Origin of the sequence: Burkholderia perseverans (genome assembly GCF_022870505.1) — a bacterium.
Classification (GTDB): domain Bacteria; phylum Pseudomonadota; class Gammaproteobacteria; order Burkholderiales; family Burkholderiaceae; genus Burkholderia; species Burkholderia plantarii.
On sequence record NZ_CP045093.1, the window covers coordinates 468,318 to 490,248 of the forward strand.

At 69.7% G+C, this 21,931-nt stretch carries 21 protein-coding genes; 11 read left to right on the forward strand and 10 right to left on the reverse strand.

Features of this window, described 5'->3' with window-relative positions; translation table 11 throughout:
• Positions 1–52: 52 nt before the first annotated feature.
• The 5 genes from BpN12_RS01975 to BpN12_RS01995 form a co-directional block, all read right to left on the reverse strand.
• Positions 53–301 carry a hypothetical protein gene (locus BpN12_RS01975; RefSeq protein WP_246793604.1) on the reverse strand — a complete coding sequence of 83 codons (249 nt, stop codon included), beginning with the start codon at positions 299–301 and terminating at the stop codon, positions 53–55.
• Positions 302–345: 44 nt separating this feature from the next.
• Positions 346–648, reverse strand: coding sequence for a 4Fe-4S binding protein (locus tag BpN12_RS01980; protein ID WP_246793605.1), 303 nt, complete (start codon positions 646–648; stop codon positions 346–348).
• Positions 645–962 carry a hypothetical protein gene (locus BpN12_RS01985; protein ID WP_246793606.1) on the reverse strand — a complete coding sequence of 106 codons (318 nt, stop codon included), beginning with the start codon at positions 960–962 and terminating at the stop codon, positions 645–647. The genes BpN12_RS01980 and BpN12_RS01985 overlap by 4 nt, the downstream gene beginning before the upstream one ends.
• A gap of 16 nt (positions 963–978) precedes the next feature.
• Complete coding sequence (locus BpN12_RS01990; RefSeq protein WP_246793607.1) at positions 979–1,551, reverse strand: RNA polymerase sigma factor; 573 nt, start codon at positions 1,549–1,551, stop codon at positions 979–981.
• A gap of 156 nt (positions 1,552–1,707) precedes the next feature.
• Complete coding sequence (locus BpN12_RS01995; RefSeq protein WP_246793608.1) at positions 1,708–2,496, reverse strand: IclR family transcriptional regulator; 789 nt, start codon at positions 2,494–2,496, stop codon at positions 1,708–1,710.
• Between the two features lie 252 nt (positions 2,497–2,748).
• On the opposite strand from BpN12_RS01995, the gene pcaF reads away from it, so the two are divergent.
• The 3 genes from pcaF to BpN12_RS02010 all read left to right on the forward strand — a co-directional run bounded on the left by pcaF (position 2,749) and on the right by BpN12_RS02010 (position 6,206).
• Entirely contained in the window at positions 2,749–3,951 is a 1,203-nt protein-coding gene (gene pcaF / locus BpN12_RS02000; protein ID WP_246793609.1) for a 3-oxoadipyl-CoA thiolase, read from the forward strand.
• A gap of 406 nt (positions 3,952–4,357) precedes the next feature.
• Positions 4,358–5,902, forward strand: coding sequence for a methyl-accepting chemotaxis protein (locus BpN12_RS02005; RefSeq protein WP_246793610.1), 1,545 nt, complete (start codon positions 4,358–4,360; stop codon positions 5,900–5,902).
• A 55-nt stretch (positions 5,903–5,957) separates the two neighbouring features.
• Positions 5,958–6,206: a hypothetical protein gene (locus BpN12_RS02010; RefSeq protein WP_246793611.1), complete on the forward strand. Its 249-nt coding sequence runs from the start codon at positions 5,958–5,960 to the stop codon at positions 6,204–6,206.
• A 90-nt stretch (positions 6,207–6,296) separates the two neighbouring features.
• Here the strand turns inward: BpN12_RS02010 and gabD are convergent, their stop codons facing one another.
• Both gabD and gabT read right to left on the reverse strand, forming a co-directional pair.
• A complete protein-coding gene (gene gabD, locus BpN12_RS02015) occupies positions 6,297–7,763 on the reverse strand; it encodes an NADP-dependent succinate-semialdehyde dehydrogenase (protein ID WP_246793612.1) in 1,467 nt (488 codons plus the stop codon).
• Between the two features lie 102 nt (positions 7,764–7,865).
• Positions 7,866–9,149 (reverse strand): 4-aminobutyrate--2-oxoglutarate transaminase, encoded by a 1,284-nt coding sequence (gene gabT, locus BpN12_RS02020; RefSeq protein WP_246793613.1) that lies wholly within the window; start codon positions 9,147–9,149, stop codon positions 7,866–7,868.
• Positions 9,150–9,279: 130 nt separating this feature from the next.
• Between gabT and pdxR the strand changes: the two genes are divergently transcribed.
• The 3 genes from pdxR to BpN12_RS02035 all read left to right on the forward strand — a co-directional run bounded on the left by pdxR (position 9,280) and on the right by BpN12_RS02035 (position 12,768).
• A complete protein-coding gene (pdxR, locus tag BpN12_RS02025) occupies positions 9,280–10,899 on the forward strand; it encodes a MocR-like pyridoxine biosynthesis transcription factor PdxR (RefSeq protein WP_246793614.1) in 1,620 nt (539 codons plus the stop codon).
• A 556-nt stretch (positions 10,900–11,455) separates the two neighbouring features.
• Positions 11,456–11,758 carry a hypothetical protein gene (locus BpN12_RS02030; protein ID WP_246793615.1) on the forward strand — a complete coding sequence of 101 codons (303 nt, stop codon included), beginning with the start codon at positions 11,456–11,458 and terminating at the stop codon, positions 11,756–11,758.
• Between the two features lie 275 nt (positions 11,759–12,033).
• Complete coding sequence (locus tag BpN12_RS02035; protein WP_246793616.1) at positions 12,034–12,768, forward strand: TIGR00645 family protein; 735 nt, start codon at positions 12,034–12,036, stop codon at positions 12,766–12,768.
• A 263-nt stretch (positions 12,769–13,031) separates the two neighbouring features.
• Here BpN12_RS02035 and BpN12_RS02040 read toward each other — a convergent pair whose 3' ends face one another.
• Complete coding sequence (locus BpN12_RS02040) at positions 13,032–13,394, reverse strand: response regulator (protein ID WP_246793617.1); 363 nt, start codon at positions 13,392–13,394, stop codon at positions 13,032–13,034.
• A gap of 34 nt (positions 13,395–13,428) precedes the next feature.
• Complete coding sequence (locus BpN12_RS02045; protein WP_246793618.1) at positions 13,429–14,943, reverse strand: ATPase domain-containing protein; 1,515 nt, start codon at positions 14,941–14,943, stop codon at positions 13,429–13,431.
• A 569-nt stretch (positions 14,944–15,512) separates the two neighbouring features.
• On the opposite strand from BpN12_RS02045, the gene BpN12_RS02050 reads away from it, so the two are divergent.
• Complete coding sequence (locus BpN12_RS02050; protein ID WP_246793619.1) at positions 15,513–15,791, forward strand: hypothetical protein; 279 nt, start codon at positions 15,513–15,515, stop codon at positions 15,789–15,791.
• Positions 15,792–16,266: 475 nt separating this feature from the next.
• Here BpN12_RS02050 and BpN12_RS02055 read toward each other — a convergent pair whose 3' ends face one another.
• Positions 16,267–17,103 (reverse strand): DMT family transporter, encoded by an 837-nt coding sequence (locus BpN12_RS02055; RefSeq protein WP_246793620.1) that lies wholly within the window; start codon positions 17,101–17,103, stop codon positions 16,267–16,269.
• A gap of 268 nt (positions 17,104–17,371) precedes the next feature.
• Between BpN12_RS02055 and selD the strand changes: the two genes are divergently transcribed.
• From selD to BpN12_RS02075, 4 genes are all read left to right on the forward strand, one after another.
• On the forward strand, positions 17,372–18,430 hold the full coding sequence (selD, locus tag BpN12_RS02060; protein ID WP_246793621.1) for a selenide, water dikinase SelD: 1,059 nt from the start codon (positions 17,372–17,374) through the stop codon (positions 18,428–18,430).
• 130 nt (positions 18,431–18,560) lie between these two features.
• A complete protein-coding gene (locus BpN12_RS02065; protein WP_042627143.1) occupies positions 18,561–18,842 on the forward strand; it encodes a metal/formaldehyde-sensitive transcriptional repressor in 282 nt (93 codons plus the stop codon).
• 17 nt (positions 18,843–18,859) lie between these two features.
• Positions 18,860–19,948: a CDF family Co(II)/Ni(II) efflux transporter DmeF gene (gene dmeF, locus BpN12_RS02070; protein WP_246793622.1), complete on the forward strand. Its 1,089-nt coding sequence runs from the start codon at positions 18,860–18,862 to the stop codon at positions 19,946–19,948.
• Positions 19,949–20,265: 317 nt separating this feature from the next.
• A complete protein-coding gene (locus tag BpN12_RS02075) occupies positions 20,266–21,330 on the forward strand; it encodes a purine-nucleoside phosphorylase (protein ID WP_246793623.1) in 1,065 nt (354 codons plus the stop codon).
• Positions 21,331–21,931: the final 601 nt, after the last annotated feature.

The following is a 21,931-nucleotide window of genomic DNA, read 5'->3' on the forward strand; positions in this document are numbered from 1 at the left end:
GCAAGAGAGGCGGCCGGGCGCGTTCAGCGTGGCCGGCGCCGGCCGCGGGCGCTCAATACGCGAAATGCTCGTCCGCGCGCGGGCCGGCCTCGCGGTAGAGCCGGCGCGCGAGCCGCGCGGCGGCGTCGAGCAGCGAGACGCCGGCCGCCGTCAGCATCGGCCGCCGCGCCTCGCCCGCGGACGGTTCGAGCGAGATCAGCTGGCGGTCGCGCAGCGTCTCCAGTTCGGTGCGGGCCGGGTCGAGCTGGTCGGGCGCGTTGCGCACCAGCATCAGCGTGGCCAGTTCGTGTGGACTCAACATGGTCGGGTTCCTCGATTCCTTGGCGTTGACGCGCGGCTGGCGCGTCAGCGCACCTTGACGAGCGTGATGGCGCGCTCGGGGCAGGCCGGCACGCACAGCCCGCAGCCGCGGCACGCGTCGGCGTTCGGCGTGTAGGCCACGCGCATGCCATGCACGCGCAGCTTGAAGCGCTGCATCAGGCCGAGCTGCCGGTAATCGGCGTCGTCGATGCGGCGGATCTCGAACACGTCCTCCGGGCAGACCACGGCGCAGTCGGTCTTGCCTTCGCAGCGCGCGAAGTTGACCGACGGCGCGATCACGCCGGGCGGCTGCTTGCAGGCCGTGGCGGTGGCGGCGTCGCGGCTCATGCGCCGGTCTCCCCGTCGCGGCGTGCGGCTGCGTCCATCGCGCCGCGCAGCCGGTCGCGTTCGTCCTGCGTCATGCGCTGCCAGTGGTGCCAGTGCTTGCGCTCGCGGCAGCCGCCATGGCCGCGAAAGCCGCCGAACAGAATCCGGCTCAGCACCAGCAGGCCGATCGCGTGCGGATAGTCGATCGCGTGCGCGCCCACCACGAGTTCGGGCACCACCCAGTTCCACAGCCCCATCACGATGCGCCCCAGCACGGCCACCACCACCACGAGCAGCAGCAGCTTGGCGAGGAATTTGCGTCGATATCTCATCATTCAGTTCTCCTTCGCTTCAATTTCCGAATTCGTCGTAGACGGGCTGCAGCCGCTTGCGCAGATGCAGCACCGCGTACCGCTTGCGGGCCAGCAGCGTGTTCACGCTCGTGCCGGTGGCCGCGGCCAGCTCCTTGAAACTGCGCCCGTCGAGTTCGTGGGCGATGAACACCTCGCGCTGGCCGGCCGGCAGCTCGTCGAGCGCGGCGCGCAGCGTGTCGAGCAGCGCGGCGCGTTCGTAGGCGGCCTCCGGGCCGTCGGTCGAGGCGGGCAGCGCGAGGTCGAGCCGGTAGGCCTCGTCGTCGTCGCCGGCGGGTTCGGGCAGCGGCGCTTCCTTCTTCTTGCGGAAGCGGTCGATGATCCGGTTGCGCGCGACCCGAAACAGCCACGCGCCGATCTGCTCGATCGACTCCGGCAGCCGGTACGCCTCGACCATCTCCTCGAACACGTCCTGCAGGATGTCCTCGGCCTCGTCCTGGTCGAGCACGCGGCGGCGGATGAAATTGCGCAGTCTCGGCCGCTCGCGGGCGACGGCGTCGGCGATTTCACGGTCCTGCGCGGTCGGCGGGGGCGGGGTGGGCAGCGGTTCCATACCCGTGTTGACGAATCAGGAAGGGAAATATTGTGGCGCGGGCGGCCACTTCGCCGAAAATTTTCGGGTTGGGGGAAACGAGTGGGATCTGCGCGAGGGCGGAAGGAGGGAAATGTGAGGAGGAACGGGCGGCCGGACGCCGCCCGCGCCGCTTTCCTAGCCGCGCCGCGCCACCAGCGCCGACACCATCTGCGAGGCTTCCAGCAGCGGTTCGAGGAATTCCTTTACCATCTGTTTCGCCGTGTGCCGCTGCGCGTTGCCGCTGATGTTCATCGCCGCGATCACCTTGCCGCGGCGGTTGCGGATCGGCGCCGACAGCGAGATCAGCCCGCCCTCGAGTTCCTGGTCGACGATCGCCCAGCCCTGCTTGCGCACGGTGGCGATCTCGGCCTTCAGCGCGGCCGGATCGGTCAGCGTGCGCGGCGTGTGCGCCGCGATCGGGCTCTGCGCGAGCAGTTCGTCGAGCGCGGCCTCGTCGAGCGAGGACAGCAGCACGCGCCCCATCGACGTGCAGTAGGCGGGCAGCCGGCTGCCGATCGACAGGTTGATGGTCATGATCTTGTGGGTCGGCACGCGCAGCACGTAGACGATCTCGGTGCGGTCGAGCACGGCCGCCGAACAGCTTTCGTGGATGCGCGCGGACAGCTGCTCCATCACCGGCTCGGCGAGGTTCCAGAACGGCATCGAGGTCAGGTACGCGAAGCCGAGATCGAGGATCTTCGGCGTGAGCCGGAACAGCCGGCCGTCGGCCTCCACGTAGCCGAGCGTCTGCAGCGTCAGCAGGATGCGCCGCGCGCCGGCGCGCGTGAGGCCGGTGGCGGCGGCAACCTCGGTCAGCGTCTGCTCGGGATGTTCGGCGTCGAACGCGCGGATCACGGCGAGGCCGCGCGCGAACGATTGGACATAGGAATCGCCGGGTTTGGCCTGAAGGTCGTCGGTGCTCATGAGTCGGGGCAAGGTCGTCAACGGTAGAGAGTAGCGCATGGGGTCGGGTCGCGCCAACCGCGGCGGCATGTGCGGCGACATCCACGGCCGCCATCCGCAAGCTTGACATGCCCCCGGCCCGCTCCCTATGATCGCATCACTCGTTCGATATTCGATCTTATGTTCGTATAAAGAACATTTTGACGCAACCCCGGCGCCCCGCCGCGAGCCTTCCGGTGCGCGCCCCCTTCCGATGATGTTCCGGAGACAACCATGACCGATGCATTCCTCTGCGACGCGATCCGCACCCCGATCGGGCGATACGGCGGCGCGTTGTCGGGCGTCCGGGCCGACGATCTCGGCGCGGTGCCGATCAAGGCGCTCGTCGAGCGCAACCGCGACGTCGACTGGGCCGCGATCGACGACGTGATCTACGGCTGCGCGAACCAGGCCGGCGAGGACAACCGCAACGTGGCGCGCATGTCGGCGCTGCTGGCGGGCCTGCCGCAGGCCGTGCCGGGCTCGACCGTGAACCGCCTGTGCGGCTCGGGGATGGACGCGATCGGCATCGCCGCGCGCGCCATCAAGTCCGGCGAGGCCGGCCTGATGATCGCGGGCGGCGTGGAGAGCATGAGCCGCGCGCCGTTCGTGATGGGCAAGGCGAGCAGCGCGTTCTCGCGCCAGGCCGAGATCTTCGACACGACCATCGGCTGGCGCTTCGTGAACCCGCTGATGAAGCAGCAATACGGCGTCGATTCGATGCCGGAGACGGGCGAGAACGTCGCGACCGACTACGCGGTGAGCCGCGCCGACCAGGACGCGTTCGCGCTGCGCAGCCAGCAGAAGGCCGCGCGCGCCCAGCAGGACGGCTCGCTCGCGCAGGAAATCGTCGCGGTCACGATCGCGCAGAAGAAGGGTGACCCGCTGGTGGTCTCGCGCGACGAGCATCCGCGCGAAACCTCGCTCGAAGCGCTCGCCAGGCTCAAGGGCGTGGTGCGCCCGGACGGCACCGTGACGGCCGGCAACGCGTCGGGCGTCAACGACGGCGCCTGCGCGCTGCTGGTGGCCAACGAGGAGAACGCGAAGCGCCACGGCCTGGTGCCGCGCGCGCGGATCCTCGGCATCGCCACCGCGGGCGTCGCGCCGCGCGTGATGGGCATCGGCCCGGCGCCGGCCACCCAGAAGCTGCTCGCGCGGCTCGGCATGACGATCGACCAGTTCGACGTGATCGAGCTGAACGAGGCGTTCGCCTCGCAGGGTCTCGCGGTGCTGCGCCTGCTCGGCGTGGGCGACGACGATCCGCGCGTGAACCCGAACGGCGGCGCGATCGCGCTCGGCCACCCGCTCGGCGCCTCGGGCGCGCGGCTCGTGACCACGGCGATGTATCAGTTGCACCGCACCCATGGCCGCTTCGCGCTCTGCACGATGTGCATCGGCGTCGGCCAGGGCATCGCGATCGCGATCGAGCGCGTCTGAACTCCGGGGGCGCGGCGCCGCCGCCCGCTCCCCTTCTTCTCGTCGATTTCCCCTCGTCCGCGTCCGCGCGATGCTCGACGGCAGCCCGCCCTCACGGTCCGGCTGCCGTTTTTTTTGGTTTCGTGCCGGCGGCCGGATCTCGCGCCCAGCTTGACAATCCGGCCCGGCATCCGGGCCGCGCAGGCAACCGCTGCCTGCAAAAAATCAAATTTCCTTGATGTGAATCAAAAGCAGGATAGTTTTGACATGTTTTTGCCCGATAAGGGTAAGGTTTTGGCCCCGGCTGCCGTCAAAAAAGAAGATAGGCCCGTGGCTGCTGCAGCGCAATGAGGCGCGCGCGGGCGGCCGACCCGACACCGACCCAGAGAGCAGGCACGGCCGCCAGCGCCGTGCCCCGGAGCAGCGAATGCGCAATAACCAGCCGGTCACGCAGCACGAATACGAATTCCCCGAAGACTCGACGCTGATGTCGACGACCACGGCCAACGGCACGATCACCTACGCGAACGCGACGTTCGTCCAGATCAGCGGCTATTCGGCCGAGGAGATCGTCGGCGCGCCGCACAACGTCGTCCGCCACCCCGACATGCCGCGCGAGGCGTTCGCGGACATGTGGGCCACCATCCAGGGCGGCGAGCCGTGGATGGCGCTGGTCAAGAACCGCCGCAAGAACGGCGATCACTACTGGGTGCGCGCGAACGCGGTGCCGCTGATGCGCGGCGGCCAGCCGCTCGGCTACATGTCGGTGCGCACCAGGGCGTCGCGCGAGGAGATCGAGGGGGCCGAGGCGCTCTACGCCGATTTCCGCGAGGGCCGCACGCGCGGGCGGCGTTTCTACAAGGGGCTGGTGGTGCGCGGCGGGATCGGCCGCCTGGGCTCGCTGATGAAGACGATGTCGGTGCGCACGCGGATGTATGGGCCGCTCGTCGCGCTGGTGCCGGTGGTGGCGGCCGGCGCCTGGGCGAGCGGCGTGACGGGCGCGGCGCTGGCCGGCGTGGCCGGCTCCGCGGCGGTGGCCGCGGGCCTCGTCGCGGCCTGGCTCGACCTGCAGATCGCGCAGCCGCTGCGCGCGGTGCGGCAGCGCGCGCTGGACGTGGCGACCGGCGAGAACCGCAGCGGCCCGGCCGTCACGCGCGTCGACGAGATCGGCATGACGCTGCGCACGATCGACCAGCTCGGGCTGATGTTCCGCTGGCTGGTGGACGACGTCAGCGAGCAGGTGCTGAACGTGCAGCGCGCGAGCAGCGAGATCGCGCAGGGCAACAACGACCTGAGCGCGCGCACCGAGCAGGCGGCCACCGCCGTGCAGCAGACCGCCTCGTCGATGGCCGAGATGACGGCCACCGTCTCGAGCAACGCGGCCACCGCCGCGCAGGCCAACCAGCTCGCGGTGTCGGCCAGCGACGCGGCCGCGCGCGGCGGCCATTCGGTGGGCGAGATCGTCGGCACCATGAACGAGATCACCGACAGCTCGCGGCGCATCGCCGACATCATCGGCGTGATCGACGGCATCGCGTTCCAGACCAACATCCTGGCACTGAACGCGGCGGTGGAAGCCGCGCGCGCCGGCGAGCAGGGGCGCGGCTTCGCGGTGGTGGCGGGCGAGGTGCGCGCGCTCGCGCAGCGCAGCGCGAACGCGGCCAAGGAGATCAAGACGCTGATCGAGAACAGCGTCGAGCGCGTGGCTTCGGGCGCGCGGCGCGTGGACGACGCGGGCCGCGCGATGGACGACCTCGTCGTCCAGGTCAAGCGCGTGGCGGACCTGATCGCCGAGATCAGCTCGTCCACCTCCGAACAGAGCGTGGGCGTGGAGCAGGTCGATCGCGCGGTGATCGACCTCGACAACATCACGCAGCAGAACGCGGCGCTCGTCGAACAGAGCGCGGCCGCCTCCGAGAGCCTGCGCCAGCAGGCCACCTCGCTGGTCGACGCGGTCGGCGTGTTCCGCTGAAGCTGCACGCGCAGCCGGATCGGCCGGCTCGCGCCATCGCACCGGGGACACGAGGATGGCAACCTATCGGGACATTCAGGCGTTCGTGAAGGAGCGCTACGGCATCGACGCGCAGAGCGCCTGGATCGCGCATGTGAAGGAGCTGAACGGACTGCCGGTGAAGAGCCGGCGCACCTCGATCCGGATCAAGTCGTGCCCCGAGCAGTGGCGCGCCGCGATCGAGGAGGCGATGCGCCACTTCGGCTGGCTGCACGCGGTGGCCGCGAGCGCGGCCGAGGAAGCGGGCGCGGCGCGCGCGCCATGAAAAAACGCCTTCGCGACCTGCCGCGCGAAGGCGTTTCGTATTGATCGCTCCGGTGGCGAAGCGATCGGCGGCCGGCTTACATGCCGAGGCTTACACCCCCAGGCACAGATACTTGATCACGACGTAGTCGTCGATCCCGTAGTGCGAGCCCTCGCGGCCCATTCCCGACTGCTTGACGCCGCCGAACGGCGCGACCTCGTTCGAGATCAGCCCGGTGTTGATGCCCACCATGCCGTATTCGAGCGCCTCGGCCACGCGCCAGACGCGGCCGATGTCGCGGCTGTAGAAGTAGGCGGCGAGGCCGAACTCGGTGTCGTTCGCGAGCGCCACCACCGCGTCGTCCGAGGCGAAGCGGAACAGCGGCGCGAGCGGGCCGAAGGTTTCCTCCTTCGCGACCTTCATGTCGGGCGTGACGCCGGTCAGCACGGTCGGCTCGAAGAAGCCGTGGCCGAGCGCGTGGCGCTTGCCGCCGGTGGTCACGCGCGCCCCCTTGGCGAGCGCGTCCTCGATGTGCGCCTCCACCTTCAGCACCGCCGCCTCGTTGATCAGCGGGCCTTGCGCGACGCCGGCCTCGGTGCCGCGGCCGACCTTGAGCTGCTCGACGGCCGCGCGCAGCTTGTCGGCGAACGCGTCGTAGACCTTGTCGTGGACGTAGAAGCGGTTGGTGCAGACGCAGGTCTGGCCGCTGTTGCGGTACTTCGAGGCGATCGCGCCGGCCACGGCCGCGTCGAGGTCGGCATCGTCGAACACGATGAACGGCGCATTGCCGCCCAGTTCGAGCGAGACCTTCTTGACGGTCGGCGCGCACTGCGCCATCAGCAGCCGGCCGATCGGCGTGGAGCCCGTGAACGAGAGCTTGCGCACCGTGGGATTGCCGGTCAGCTCGCCGCCGATCGCCTTCGGCTCGCCCGTCACCACGCTGAACACGCCGGCCGGCACGCCCGCGCGCTCGGCCAGCACGGCCAGCGCGAGCGCCGAGAACGGCGTGGCCTCGGCCGGCTTGACCACGATCGGGCAGCCGGCCGCGAGCGCCGGGCCGACCTTGCGCGTGATCATCGCGGCCGGGAAATTCCACGGCGTGATCGCGGCGCAGACGCCCACCGGCTCCTTGACCACCACGATGCGCTTGTCGCCGGCCGGCGTCGGGATCGTGTCGCCGTACACGCGCTTGCCCTCCTCGGCGAACCACTCGATGAACGACGCGGCGTACTGGATCTCGCCCTTCGCCTCGGCGAGCGGCTTGCCCTGCTCGGTGGTGAGGATCAGCGCGAGATCGTCGGCGTGCGCGAGCATCAGCTCGTACCACTTGCGCAGGATCGCGGCGCGCTCCTTCGCGGTGCGCTTGCGCCAGGCCGGCCAGGCGGCGTTGGCCGCCTCGATCGCGCGGCGCGTCTCGGCCGCGCCGGCCAGCGGCGCGGTGCCGAGCAACTCGCCGGTGGCGGGGTTGCGGACCTCGAACGTGGCGCCGGTCGCGGCGTCCTGCCATTCGCCGGCGAAATAGATCTGCTGGCGGAACAGCGACGGATCCTTCAGTGCGGAGGTGAGTGCGGTGCTCATGTGATATCCCGTGAAACCGATGCAAAACGCCGCGTCCCGAACGAATCAACGGACGCGGCGTGGCGGAGGCGGGGCGGGTGATCCGCCCTGGGTGGGTTGGCGTCAGGCGGCGACGCCGACGGTTTCCTTCAGCACTTCCTCGAGGATGCCGAGCGCCTCGTCGAACACGGCGTCCTGGATCGTCAGCGGGAACAGGAAGCGGATCACGTTCGAATGGACGCCGCAGATCAGCAGCAGCAGCCCGCGTTCGAGCGCGCGCGCCTGCACGCGCCTGGTGAAGTCCGCATCCGGTTCCCGCGTGCCGGCCTTGAAGAACTCCACGGCCACCATCGCGCCCGGGCCGCGCACGTCGACGATCTGCGGCACCTCGGGCTGCAGCGCCAGCAGCTTCGCCTTGAGCTTGTCGCCGAGCGTGACGGCGCGCGCTTCGAGCCGTTCCTCGTCGATGATGTCGAGCACCGCGTGCGCCGCGGCCACCGCGAGCGGGTTGCCCGCGTAAGTGCCGCCGAGGCCGCCCGGCGCCGCCGCGTCCATCACGTCGGCGCGGCCGGCCACGCCCGACAGCGGCATGCCGCCCGCGAGGCTCTTGGCCATGGTGGTGAGGTCGGGCAGCACGTCGTAGTGCTGCATCGCGAACAGCTTGCCGGTGCGCGCGAAGCCGGTCTGCACTTCGTCGGCGATCAGCACGATCCCGTGTTCGTCGCAGATCCTGCGCAGGCCGCGCACGAAATCGGCCGGCGCCGCGTAGAAGCCGCCTTCGCCCTGCACCGGCTCGAAGATGATCGCGGCCACGCGCTTCGGATCGATGTCGGCCTTGAACAGCAGGTCGATCGCCTTCAGCGAGTCGGCCACGCTCACGCCGTGCAGCGCGTTCGGGTAGGGCGCGTGGAACACGTCGCCGGGGAACGGCCCGAAGTTCAGCTTGTATGGCGCGACCTTGCCGGTCAGCGCCATGCCCATCATGGTGCGGCCGTGGAAGCCGCCCGCGAACGCGATCACGCCGGGGCGGCCGGTGAACGCGCGCGCCATCTTGACGGCGTTCTCGACGGCCTCGGCGCCGGTCGTGAAGAACGCGGCCTTCTTCGCGAAGCTGCCCGGCGCGCGCGCGATGATCTTCTCGGCCAGCTCGACATAGGACGCGTAGGGGACGATCTGGTAGGCGGTGTGCGTGAACTGCTCGAGCTGCGCCGCGATCGCCTTGACGAGCTTCGGATGGCGATGGCCCGTGTTCATCACCGCGATGCCGGCCGCGAAGTCGATGAAGCGGCGGCCCTCGACGTCCCACAGTTCGGCGTTCTCGGCGCGCGCGGCGTAGAAATCGCACATCACGCCGACGCCACGCGGGGTGGCGGCGTTCTTGCGGGCTTGCAGATCGGCATTCTTCACGGGATATCTCCTTCCGGTCGGTTCGACTCGGTCAAAACAAGAGGGGCGCGGGGGCCTCCGACGGACTTGACTATAATCAAATTTGGCTCTGGAAATCAGAGCCATTCTGGTAAATCTATAGGAGCCAATTTTGCGTGCGAGCGTGTTGTCCGACTGGCTGGCGCAGCGCCTCGTGCGGGGCGGCGGCGCGCAGCCGATCTACCGGCAGCTGCACCGGCTGCTGCAGCAGGCGATCCTGTCGCGCGAGCTGCCGGCCGGCACCCGCGTGCCGTCCTCGCGGCTGCTCGCGGCCGAACTCGGGATCGCGCGCAACACCGTCACGCAGGTCTACGAGCAGCTGGTGCTGGAGGGTTACGTGACCTCGGCCACCGGGCGCGGCACGTTCGTGGCCGACAGTTCGCCGGACGAGATCGTCGGCGTGGCCGAGCGGGACGAGGCGGGTGGCGGCGCGAACGGGAAGGGCGGCGGGGCGGGCGCCCGGCGGCGCGGCGGGGTGGGCACGGCGGCGGCCGATGTCGCGGCGAATTCGGGCGGCGCCGGCGGTTTGCCGGCCGCGCCGCCGCCGGTGCGCTCGGCGGCCGGGGCGCTGTCCGCGCGCGGCGCGCGGCTGGTGGCCGGCGCGGGCGTGTCGAAGCGGCAGGGCGGCGCGTTCATGCCCGGCGTGCCCGACGTGTCGCGCTTCCCGGCGCGCGTCTGGATGCGGCTGCACAACAAGTACTGGCGGCGCCTGCGCCCCGACCTGCTGACCTACGCGCCGGGCGGCGGCCTCGCCTCGCTGCGCGAGGCGCTGGCCGATTACCTGCGCACCTCGCGCTCGGTGCGCTGCACGCCCGAACATATCGTGATCACCACCGGCATCCACCAGTCGATCGATCTGGCGGTGCGGCTGCTGACCGATCCCGGCGACGCGATCTGGACCGAGGACCCGTGCTACTGGGGCATGCGCAGCGTGCTGCAGGTGTCGGGGCTGACCACGCGGCCGATCGCCGTCGACGACGAGGGCATCGCGCCCGACGCCGCCGATCTCGCGGCGCCGCCGAAGCTGATGCTCGTCACGCCTTCGCACCAGTATCCGCTCGGCATGGTGATGAGCCTCGCGCGGCGGCGCATGCTGCTCGAATACGCGCGCCAGCACGGCGCCTGGATCATCGAGGACGACTACGACAGCGAGTTCCGCTACGGCAGCCGGCCGCTCGCGTCGCTGCAGGGGCTCGACACGAGCGGGCAGGTGATCTACGTGGGCAGCTTCGGCAAGACGCTGTTCCCGGGGCTGCGCGTCGGCTATCTGGTTGCGCCGGAGCCGCTCGCCGAGAGCTTCGCCACCGCGAGCGCCGAGCTCTATCGCGAAGGGCAGCTGCTGCAGCAGGCCGTGCTGGCCGAGTTCATCGCCGAAGGCCATTTCGTGTCGCATATCCGCAAGATGCGCGCGCTGTACGGGCTGCGCCGCCAGACGCTGCTCGACGTGCTGGCGCGCCGCTACGGCGACGCGCTGCCGGCCATGGGCGGCGACGCGGGGCTGCATCTCGTGATGCGCCTGCCGGACGGCGCCGATGATCGCGCGGTCGCGCGCGCGGCGCTCGAACGCAATATCGTGGTGCGCGCGCTGTCCGGCTATTACGCCGATGCGTCGCGCGCGGCGCCGGGGCTGCTGCTCGGCTACGCCTGCGTCCACGAGGACGAGATCGGCGCGGCGTTCGACACGCTCGCGCAGGCGATCGACGCGGTCGCGTTCGCGCGGCGCGACGGGTGAGCGGATCGCCATGCCGGTTTCCCGGCTTGTTGCGATGGAATGAACCTGGCGGCGTGCGTGTTCCGTGACGGACAGCGCTTATCGATGTGACGCAGGGCGGTGTGCCCGGCCGTGCTGAAAACCGGTCTTCCGGTAGCGGAGCGCGATGGTTTCGCGTGCAACGATCCGCCCGTCGCGATGCCGTCGACGATGGATGACGCCGCGCAATTCCGGTGCGGTTGGCCGCCGTTGCCGGCCTGGCGCCCGGTGTCGACCCGAACCAGGTCAAGCGGGCGGCGCTTGCGTGCCGTTATGCTTGTGGCACGGTTTGCGGCGCGGCGGATCACGATTGATCGATCCGCCCCGCACGGCGGCATCGCCGTGCATCATCGGTGCCACGGCGGCCTGGCGAAGCCCGGCGGCGCGCTGCCCGTTTCGCGGTTATGCCGGCTCGTGCGCCGCTGCGCCTCGCAGCGCGGCACGACGTTTCCGGCTTCGTCACGATCCTGTCGATGAAACGGCGTATCCGCTTCTCGCGGTGCATCGGTATCGGCACATGCATTGAATTTGGACTCCTATGGAATTGAAGACGCTCTGGCTCTGCATGGCGCTGGTGTTTCTGGTGTTCGGCCTGGCCGCCCTGCTGAAGCCGGAATGGTTCCTGTCCTGTGCATGGACGCTGTATCCGCATCACATCACCCCGGAGACGATCGCGCACCTGCAAGGTGAGCCCGAGGCCGGGCAGGGCGGCGAAGCGGGCGCGCCCGGGGCTGTCGCGTTCGGCACGGGCGACGGCGAGCCGGCCGTGTCGCTGGCCGTGGCCCCGCTCGCGCCGCGCCAGGGCAGCCGCGCCGCGTTGCAGGACGTGGCGGCCCGCTGACGCGCTTCGCCCACGCTCCGCGTCGGCGGGGCTTGGCCCGGCATGCGGGCCGCGTCACGCCCATGCCGATAGGGTCGAAGACGCGTCCACGCGCCGGCCAGCCCGGCATGCCGGAACGTTCCCGGACCGCGCGGGCGCCGGTTGCGAGAAGCCGGGGGCATGTCGCTCCAAATTCATCGACCACGACGACCACGCTCGGTATACCCTTCCAGCTAGCGACCGTTTCCGGGCCGTCCCCTCCGGGGCTGCCTGCATCTCGCGCGGCAGCCGTTGCCGTGCTCGATGCGGCGGGGCCGGTGCCGATCATGGTGGCCGCCCGGGCGTCCGGCTCGACCTGGAAGTCCACCCGGGCCAGGGCACGCGTCCCCGGTCGAACCGCATCGGCGGGACGGGCCGGCCGCAGGGGAAGACGTCGGCGCGCCGACATCGACGAAACAGCCGGCACGCCGGTATCGAGGAAGATAATGCGACCAACGGAAAAAACAGAAGGGCATGCGTCGAATGTCGTCGAGAGGCTGTTCGAACACGGTCTGTTCGCGAGCCGCTGGGTGCTGGCACCGATCTACGCGGGCCTGGCGCTCGGGATGGTCATGTTGCTGATCAAGTTTTGCCAGGAGTTCTGGCATCTGGCCGTGACGCTGCTCGGCAGCGAGATCGAAGACGTCATCCTGGGGGTGCTGTCGCTCGTCGACCTCTCGCTGATGGCCAACCTCCTGCTCATGATCATATTCGGCGGGTATCAGAGTTTTGTGTCCCGGCTGAAGCTCGGTGGTCATGAGGACACGCCGGAATGGATCGGCCATGTCGGATTCACCGACATCAAGCTGAAGCTGATGGCGTCGATCGTGGCGATATCGGCGATCGAGGTGCTGCGTGGATTCCTGTCGCTCGACAAGGTCGGGCTGACGACGATCGTCTGGGGGATCGCGGTGCATATGACTTTCGTGTTGTCCGCGGTCCTGCTCGCGGGGATGGACTGGATCGCCGCCAAGACCCGCGCGATCAAGTGAATCGGACAAGCCATGCGCGTCGCGCTCGATGGGACCGTGTCGACGGGCCGCGCAGCCGGCGGCGGCAGGAAGCCGTGCAGACGGCGCCATAGCGGCGAAGGTTTTCCGCCGCCGCGCGCGGCTCCGCCAGCCCCGCGCGGCGGTGCCCGGGCCGATGCCGGTCTTGCGGCGCGAGCGGGCATGCGCCGCCTCGCACCGCGCCGGCGCGGGCCGCGGCGCCACACCCGTGTCTTACGCCCGGCGTAGCCATGGCGCGCCAATCGTCACGACGACTTCCTTTCCAGCAGGTCTCCTATCATCTTGAGAAGTCGATCAAACGCGAGCGGCTTGCGTGCGTAGGCAATCAACGGATTCGGCTGCGGCGGGATATCGTCGCGCGAACTGCAGAGAATGACCGGCACGTCGCGCCATGCCGGCTCGGCCGCCAGCGCGGCGCACACGTCCGCTCCCGACATCTCCGGCATCATGAAGTCGGTCACGACCAGATCCGGCCGTTGCGCCCTGATCGCCTCGAGCGCCGCCGCGCCGTTGGGCGCCGTGAGCACGCGATAGCCGGCCTGCGTCAGGAGCAGGCGCCATACCACGAGCACATCGAATTCGTCGTCTACAAGCAGGATTGTTTTCATCTGTCGCTAGGGTCCGTTCCATGGCGATTCGGGCTCATCGCCCCTTCGCGGGGAATGCGCCGGGCATGGGGAAGAGCGTTGGTCCGTCCGCGATGCTCAGACCTTCCGAGGTGATGGCAAGCTCGCGCACCGATGTATCGTGGGCGCTCTCGCGCTGCTTGACCACCGATAACGTGCGTCGCAACCGGCCGTCGCTGTCGGCGTAGTGCAGCACGATCAGGTTTTCGGCCAGCGCGCAGAGCCGATCGTTCCTGCCATTCGACGGTTCCGGATAGAGCGGCAGCTCCTCGATCACCAGCATGGTGACGCCGGCGTTGCGCAATGCATGGGTGAACGCGTTCAGGAACAGGCCGAAGCGCGCCGGACGCAGCGCGGAATCGCGAAAACCCTCCACGCCGTCGATCACGAGTCGCGTCGCGCCGAGCCGGCGGACCAGCGCGAGCGTGTCGGCGGCCAGCTCGTCCACCTCGAGCTCGACGGCCGGCTGCCACTGGATGGCGAGCCGGCCGTCGGCGAACGCGTCGCGCAGCCGGATGCCCACCTGTTCAGCCTTGCCGATCAGCCGCTGCGGCGATTCGTAGAAGCCGAGGTAGACCACCTTCTCGCCGTGCGCGACGCCGGCCTGCAGGAACTGCAGCGCCAGCAGCGTCTTGCCGACCCCGGACGGCCCCATCACCGTGGTGGTCGAGCCGCGCACGAAGCCGCCACCGAGCAGGTGGTCGAGATTCGGCAGGCCGGTGTCGAGCCGCTCGCGCAGGTCGCGCTCGTCCTCCCGGCTCGCCGAGTGTGCCTCGAGGCGCGGGTACATTGCATGGCCGCCGGAGGTGATCCGGAAGAAGTGGCGGCCCAGCAGGTGGTTGCGCGCGCGCATCTTGTGGACTTCGATCTCGCGCGCGCGGCGCATGCCGTCGGTGTAGCGGTTCAGCTCGATCAGGCCGTCCACCAGCGTGTGCTCGGGATGCGGCTCGTTGCCCGACAGCGGCGCGAGCAGCAGCGTGGTGCAGCCCATCGCGGCCACCAGCGCGTTCAGTTCATGGATGAACTTCGACAGCGACAGCTCGGTCTCGCTGAACTCGCGCGCGCTGCGAAAGCCGTCCACGATCAGCAGGCCGGGCCGGTAGTTCGCGAGGCTCGCCGCGATCAGCTTCAGGAAGCCGTCGAGGCCGTCCTGCATCAGTTCGTGATAACCCGACACGAACATCATCTTCTGCGCGACGGCGGCCGGATCGAAGAAATCGAGCGCGCGCAGATGGCCGAGCAGCTTGTCATGGGACTCGGCGATCAGCGTCATGTAGAGCACGCGGTCGCCCTGGCGCACGCGATGGAAGCCGATCTGGCTCGACAGGATGGTCTTGCCCGCGCCGGCCATCCCCTCGATCAGATAAAGGCCGCCACGCACGAGGCCGCCGCCGAGGATCTCGTCGAAGCCCGGCACGCCCGTCTCCACGTTTTCCAATGGCTCGATGCCGGAGGATGGCAATCCGTCATCGGGCGGCGCGGAACCCGGGCTTCGTTGCGGAGGGCGGTGTCTCGGGTCGTCTAATGTCATGTGCAGTCACCTGTTTGCGCGAGGGCTTCAGGATGCGAACGCCGCTGCGGGCGGCATGCCGTTCGCTCGGATTTCTGTAAGAATTACAGGCCGATGGCATCTTCGGGTCGCGAAGACGCTCCAGACAGCCGGCAAAGACCGGTTCTCCAGTCCTGGTGAAAGTGCGCAAGAAACGGGCCGCGGCCGGCGCGAGGCTGCCGGAAGCGCGTTGTGACCGTGCGGGATCCGGGTCGCGTGCGCTGCCGCTTTCGGGCACGGCAACCCGGCCGTGCGCATTTCCGCCGATCTCGCCAGGGAGCGGCGCGGCGTCGAAGCCGAAATCGGGCGCGTCGATGAGTCGTGTCCGTCCGGTGCGTCGGCCGCCGGCCGGTGTGCTCAGGCAGTTGGCGAAATCCAGGTCAGACTTCGTGCCGAGGGGGCGCAGCGGGCCCGAACCGGCCGAGTTCGAGCGGGAGCCCGCGTTTCATGCCCGACACGACCGTGCCTGCCACCTGCCGAAGCATCGGCCCGAAGCCGCCGTGCAGCGATTCGCGCGGTGCTATGTCGTGGGGGCATGTCCGCGATCTCGCTTGGCGGACTCGAATGCGGCGCGGCAGCCTTCACGCACCGCTCTCGCGCGCCGCAATCCCGCGGTGCCGATCGAGGAACTTTCCGTGGCGCCGTTCGACGCCGCCAAGGTGAGGGCAGATGAGCCGAGGCGCGAGGCCGCGCGGGATCGGGGAAACGACGCTCTCGAGTCGCTGATCGTCGCACCGGCAATCGCACCAGCAATCGCACCAGCAATCGCGCCGGATATCACGCCGGATATCACGCCGGTGGCTGGTCACGAGCGCGGCTTTGCCGATTAGCGGCGCATCGGGATCGAAAAGCGGGCGAGGGATTGAGGCGGCGGCATGGAACGCATCACGGCGACGGCGAACCGCGAGGCCGTACCACCGGCAACGTACCGACGGTCCCGTGTCGAGTGCGGGTCGCGGGCCCATTTCGACGTCGGGCGCGTCGTCATTGCATCGAGCCGACCGGATCGAAACGGCCGATGGACGGCCGGCCACGAGCGCGCGACCTGCCCGAGTTTCGTACCGTTTCGCTACCGTGCGCGTGCCGGCGAGCGTCTTCGCCGCTGCGCGTCGGCTGTCCGACATTGGCCGTGGCGGCCGGCGAACCCGACGCGGGCCAGTGCCCGTCGCGCGCGACACCGGCAACACCGGTGACACCCGTGTCACCGCCGACGGACGATGCCCCGGCCGGCCCGCCCAAGCGAGCTCGGGCACCTGCCGCCGCGTCTCACGTCCACGCCTCACATCCGGGCCTCACATCCGGACCTCACATCCGGATCAACACCGCCCCCGCCACCACCATCACGCAGGCCGCGAGCCGCCGCGCGGTCGGGCGCTCGCGCATCGCGAACCAGCCGATGCCGATCGCGAAGATCGAACTCGTCTCGCGCAGCGCCGACACGGTGGCCACCGGCAGGTGCCGGTAGGCGAGCGTGACGATCGCATAGGCGCCGAGCGCGCAGGTGCCGGCGCCCACCCCGCGCCAGAGCACGGTACGTGAGGCCACCAGCGGCCGCGGGCCGCCGCGCAGCGCGCAGACGAGCGCGAACTGCGGCAGGTTCCAGAGCAGATAGACCCAGCAGATATACGACAGCGAGTTGCCGGCGAGCCGCACGCCGATGCCGTCCACCACCGAGTACGCGGCGATGAACACGCCGGTGAGCACCGCGTAGGGCACGCTCTCGCCGGACAGCCGCAGGCCGCGCCGCAGCGCGAGCGACATGATGCCGAGCGAGACCAGCGCGATGCCGGCGAGGCCCCAGGCCGACGGACGCTCGCCGAGCGCGGGCAGCGCCAGCAGCGCGACCAGCAGCGGTGAACTGCCGCGCGCGATCGGGTAGATCTGACTGAATTCGCCGCTGCGGTAGGCGCGCAGCAGCGCGAGGCAATAGCCGAGTTCGAGCAGCGCCGATGCGGCGATGTAAGGCCATGCGCCGGGCGCCGGTGGGGGCAGCCACAGCGCGCCGGCCGCGCCCGCCACCAGATACGGAATCGCCATGGTGCCGAGCTGGATCACGCGATCCTCGCTGACATGCAGGAACGCGTTCCAGACCGCGTGCAGCAGCGCGGAGAACAGCACGAGGGCGACGAGCAGATGATCCATGGCGTGGGGGCGGCGCACGAGGCGCGCACGATGAGCGGCAAAACAAGACCGGAGGGCCGACGCGCCGCCCGATGCCCGCCGGACGGAAACATGGAACCGGAAATTGGAACCGGAAATGAGGCAACGAGAGGCGAAATGCGGCAAGACGTGGATTATGCCGGCGCCGGGGCGGTTTCGCCAAGCGCCGATTACGGAGGCAGGGCGCGCGGGCGGGCGCGTTCGCGGCGGATTGCCGATAATAGGCGCTTCGCCAACCAGGATCGCCGTCATGAATTCCACTCCGCAATCGAATCCGCCGCGTCTGACCAGCCTCTCGCACGGCGGCGGCTGCGGCTGCAAGATCGCGCCGGGCGTGCTCGCCGAGCTGCTCAAGCGCAACGCGCCGCCCGCGCTGTTCCCCGACCTGCTGGTCGGCACCGAAACTTCCGACGACGCGGCCGTCTACCGGCTCAACGACGAACAGGCGATCGTCGCGACCACCGATTTCTTCATGCCGATCGTCGACGATCCCTACGACTTCGGCCGGATCGCCGCCACCAACGCGCTGTCCGATGTCTACGCGATGGGCGGCAAGCCGATCCTCGCGCTCGCGCTGGTCGGCATGCCGATCAACGTGCTGCCGCACGAGACGATCGCCGCCGTGCTCAAGGGCGGCGAAGCGGTCTGTGCGGAGGCGGGGATTCCCGTGGCGGGCGGCCATTCGATCGACTCGGTCGAGCCGATCTATGGGCTCGCGGCGCTCGGCATCGTCCATCCGTCGCGTGTCAAGCGCAACGCCGGCGCTCGCGCGGGCGACCTGCTGGTGCTCGGCAAGCCGCTTGGCGTCGGCGTGCTGTCGGCGGCGTTGAAGAAAGGCCAGCTCGACGACGCGGGCTATGCCGCGATGATCGCCGCGACCACCCGGCTCAACCGGCCCGGCGCCGAGCTGGCCGCGCTGCCGGGCGTCCACGCGATGACCGACGTGACGGGCTTCGGCCTGCTCGGGCACGGGCTCGAGGTGGCGCGCGGCGCGGGGCTCACGGCGCGCGTGCGCTATGCATCGCTGCCTTGGCTCGCCGGGGTGGAAGCGTTCGCCGCGGGCGGCGTGGTGACGGGCGCCTCGGGGCGCAACTGGGCCGCCTATGGCGCCGACGTGCGGCTCGGCGACGGCCTGCCCGCCACCGCGCAGGCGCTGCTGACCGATCCGCAGACCTCGGGCGGCCTGCTGGTGGCCTGCGCGCCCGACACGGTCGACGCGGTGCTGGCCTGCTTCCACGCGGACGGTTTCGCGCAGGCCGCCGTGATCGGTGAACTGGTGGACGGCCCGGCCCGGATCGAGGTCGCCTGACGGTCTCGCCCGTGGCGGCAGCACCGCCGTGGGCATCGTGAAGTTCGCTCGGGAACCCTGTCGGGGTTCCCGTTTTCACAACGGGGTTTTACTGGAAGGTATACCCCCCTATGGTATATTAACATCCAACATGAGCCACACCGTCAAGGACAAGCAGAAGCTGCTGAACCGGGTTCGCCGGATCAAGGGGCAGCTGGAAGCCGTCGAACGCGCGCTCGAGGAAGAGCATGGCTGCAACGACGTGCTGCAGCGACTGACAAGTTGCCGCGGCGCGATGAACGGACTGCTCGCGGCCGTACTCGAGTCGCATATTCGCGGCCATATGATGGATGCGCCGGTGTCCGAACCCGACGAGGCCGGCGGTAGCGCGACCGAGCAACTGATCGAGGTCGTCCACAGTTATTTCAAGTAAGGAGCGGGGGAAGTGCGATGAACGAACCATTGAGCAGGCAGTCCGGGCCGGCGCGGCACGAGCATGTGTTTCTCGGCGCCGCGCACGCGAGCCGCGAGCGGCGCACCTGGTTCGTGATCGTGCTTTGCGCGCTGACGATGGTGGCCGAGATCGCGGGCGGCTGGCGCTTCGGTTCGCTCGCGCTCGTTGCCGACGGCCTGCACATGTCGACGCATGCCGGCGCGATGCTGATCGCCGCGCTCGCCTACACCTACGCGCGCCGCCACGCGCACGATCCGCGCTTCTCGTTCGGTACCGGCAAGCTCGGCGATCTGGCCGGCTTCACGAGCGCCGTCGCGCTCGCGCTGATCGCGGTGCTGATCGGCTATGAAGCGATCATGCGGCTGGTCGAGCCGGTGCCGATCCGGTTCGGCGAGGCGATTCCGATCGCCGTGTTCGGGCTCGCCGTCAATCTCGGCTGCGCGTGGCTGCTCGGCGGCGTGCATCACGGTCATGACCACCACGGACATCATGGCCATCACGGTCACGCGGCGGATCACCCGCATGCCCATGCCGAGCACGATCATGAGCATGAGCACGCAGACGACGCGGCGCACCACGCGCATCAGGCCGGGCATGCCGACTCGCACGCGGGCCAAGGCAAGGAAGCGTTCCACGCACGCGACCACAATTTCCGCGCCGCGTATCTGCACGTGATCGGCGATGCCGTGGTGTCGGTGCTCGCGATCGCGGGCCTGATCGCCGCGCGCGCGTTCGGCTGGAACTGGATGGATCCGCTGGCCGGCATCGTCGGCGCGCTCGTGATCGCGAACTGGTCGTTCGTGCTGATCCGCGACACCGGCGCGACGCTGCTCGACATGACGCCCGATCCCGCGCTCGCGGCGCGCATCCGCGAGCGAATCGAGGGCGATGGCGACGCCGTGGTCGATCTGCACCTGTGGCGCCTCGGCCCCGGGCATCTGAGCGCCGCGCTGTCGGTCGTGACGGGTAGCGCGCGCCGCGATGCGCGCTTCTACCACCAGCGCCTGGCCGGCGTCGACGGCCTGTCGCATCTGACCGTCGAGGTCACGCCGGCGGCGATGTCGCCGATCGCGTCGGGCAGCTAGCGGAGCAGGGCGGCGGGGCATGTCGCCCGCCGCAAGCCATCGCGTAGCCGTCACCGCCACTCCATCTTCCCGAACCCGCCCCGTCGTATCCGCAGCCACGCCTGCGCGCATCCCGGCGCCCCGGCTTGCGTTTTCGCTATGCTTGTCACCGGACAGCGGCGCGACCTCGCATCATCCATGGCGCGCCGCCGTCCTCGCCGTGCCCTTCCGCGTGGCACGGCGGACTCGCTGCGCGCGGTGCCGGCGGGCCTGGCATCGCGCGCCTGTTCCGCAGTCTCCGTGAGCCGTTCTCACCACTCCATTCAAAAGGAACGACGATGCTGACTCGCTCGCTGTTAACGCTGGCCGTTTTCTCGCTCGCCGCGTGTACCACGCCCCCGTCCGTCGCCCAGGACGCGGCCTCGCAGGACGTCACGGATCATCCCGCCGGCACGCGTGCGCCGAAGGTGATGATCGTCACGATGTTCGGCCCGGAAGGGCAGGCCTGGACCGACCGGCTCGGCCCGTGGACGCAGGTGAAGGTGCCGGGGCTCTCGCCCGATTACCCGAACGTGCAGTGCAACCGCCAGGACGTCTGCGTCGTGACGACGGGCATGGGTTACGCGAACGCGGCCGCCACCCTCATGGCGCTGACGTTCTCGCCGCAATTCGACCTGCGCCGCACCTATTTCCTGATCTCCGGCATCGCCGGCGTCGATCCGGCGCAGGGCACGGTCGGCTCGGCCGCGTGGTCGCACTACCTGGTCGACTTCAGCCTGCAATGGGAACTCGACGCGCGCGAGATCCCGGCCGGGTGGCACACGGGCTATCTCGGCATCAACACGAAGAACCCGAGCCAGAAGCCGCCGCTCGACTACAAGACCGAGGTGTTCGAACTGAACCCGAAGCTGACCGACGCGGCCTACGCGCTGTCGCGCAACGTGGTGCTGGCCGACAACGCGCAGGCGCAGGCGGCGCGCGCGAAGTTCGATACGGCGCCGGCCAACCGTCCGCCGGCGGTGGTGCGCTGCGATACGTCGTCGGGCAATACGTGGTTCTCGGGCACGAAGATCGGCGAACGCGCGCGCGAGTGGACGAAGATCCTGACCGACGGCAAGGGCACCTACTGCATGACCGCGCAGGAGGACAACGCGACCTACGAGGCGCTCACGCGCGCGGCGGCCACGCAGCGCGTCGATCTCTCGCGCGTGGCGCTGCTGCGCACGGGCTCGGACTTCGATCGCCCGTACCCGGGCCAGACCAGTGCCGACAACCTGCTGAACTACGCGGATCAGGGCGGCTTCACGATCGCGACCGAGAATCTCTATCGCGCCGGTAATCCGCTCGTGCAGGACATCGTCACGCACTGGGGCGAGTGGCGCGACGGCGTGCCGGCGCGTTGAACGGCGGCGGTCGGCGTGGCCACCGCCGGCGCGAAACGGATGCCAACGCAGATTGATTCGACGCGCCAGGGCCGGCCATCCGGCCGCCATCGGCATCATGGCCTTCCACGCGCCGCTGATGCTGACCCGCCAGCGGCGCCACCGCTGGTTCATCGCGGTGCCGCGGCGCCGTACTGCCGCCGCGCCGCGCAGCACCGCGTTCATCGTCCGACGACGCGCGCTCGCGCGCGGCTACCTGGTGCATCTCGCGCGGGTGTCGCGCCGGCAGCCGGTGGCGTGGGGCGCGGCGTTGCAACTGGTCATGCAAGCCCGCGCCGGGATTGTGCCGCTCAGGGCGCTGCGCGTGCCCGCCGAGGTGCATGGCTCGGCCGCGCCGCGTCGATGCCGCCGCATTGCTTGGCGACGCACACCGACCTGCCGGCGGGCAGCGTGCCGATCGGGGCCACCCCAAACAGTTCCTGCCGTGGGCGATGAGCGCCAGCGGCAGGCTGCTGGCCCGTTCGACACGGTCGAATCCCTATCCCTGTATCGGATCGATGCTGCCATCCACCCGAAACCCGCCGGGAATGGTCGCAAAGTGCGCTGCGCAGGTGACGCGAAG

Bases quoted from the DNA above. Each gene is read 5' to 3' on its own strand.
- BpN12_RS01975 (WP_246793604.1), bottom strand. From the start codon at position 301: ATGTTGAGTCCACACGAACTGGCCACGCTGATGCTGGTGCGCAACGCG.
- BpN12_RS01980 (WP_246793605.1), bottom strand. From the start codon at position 648: ATGAGCCGCGACGCCGCCACCGCCACGGCCTGCAAGCAGCCGCCCGGC.
- BpN12_RS01985 (WP_246793606.1), bottom strand. From the start codon at position 962: ATGATGAGATATCGACGCAAATTCCTCGCCAAGCTGCTGCTGCTCGTG.
- BpN12_RS01990 (WP_246793607.1), bottom strand. From the start codon at position 1,551: ATGGAACCGCTGCCCACCCCGCCCCCGCCGACCGCGCAGGACCGTGAA.
- BpN12_RS01995 (WP_246793608.1), bottom strand. From the start codon at position 2,496: ATGAGCACCGACGACCTTCAGGCCAAACCCGGCGATTCCTATGTCCAA.
- pcaF (WP_246793609.1), top strand. From the start codon at position 2,749: ATGACCGATGCATTCCTCTGCGACGCGATCCGCACCCCGATCGGGCGA.
- BpN12_RS02005 (WP_246793610.1), top strand. From the start codon at position 4,358: ATGCGCAATAACCAGCCGGTCACGCAGCACGAATACGAATTCCCCGAA.
- BpN12_RS02010 (WP_246793611.1), top strand. From the start codon at position 5,958: ATGGCAACCTATCGGGACATTCAGGCGTTCGTGAAGGAGCGCTACGGC.
- gabD (WP_246793612.1), bottom strand. From the start codon at position 7,763: ATGAGCACCGCACTCACCTCCGCACTGAAGGATCCGTCGCTGTTCCGC.
- BpN12_RS02030 (WP_246793615.1), top strand. From the start codon at position 11,456: ATGGAATTGAAGACGCTCTGGCTCTGCATGGCGCTGGTGTTTCTGGTG.
- BpN12_RS02040 (WP_246793617.1), bottom strand. From the start codon at position 13,394: ATGAAAACAATCCTGCTTGTAGACGACGAATTCGATGTGCTCGTGGTA.
- BpN12_RS02045 (WP_246793618.1), bottom strand. From the start codon at position 14,943: ATGACATTAGACGACCCGAGACACCGCCCTCCGCAACGAAGCCCGGGT.
- BpN12_RS02055 (WP_246793620.1), bottom strand. From the start codon at position 17,103: ATGGATCATCTGCTCGTCGCCCTCGTGCTGTTCTCCGCGCTGCTGCAC.
- selD (WP_246793621.1), top strand. From the start codon at position 17,372: ATGAATTCCACTCCGCAATCGAATCCGCCGCGTCTGACCAGCCTCTCG.
- BpN12_RS02065 (WP_042627143.1), top strand. From the start codon at position 18,561: ATGAGCCACACCGTCAAGGACAAGCAGAAGCTGCTGAACCGGGTTCGC.
- dmeF (WP_246793622.1), top strand. From the start codon at position 18,860: ATGAACGAACCATTGAGCAGGCAGTCCGGGCCGGCGCGGCACGAGCAT.
- BpN12_RS02075 (WP_246793623.1), top strand. From the start codon at position 20,266: ATGCTGACTCGCTCGCTGTTAACGCTGGCCGTTTTCTCGCTCGCCGCG.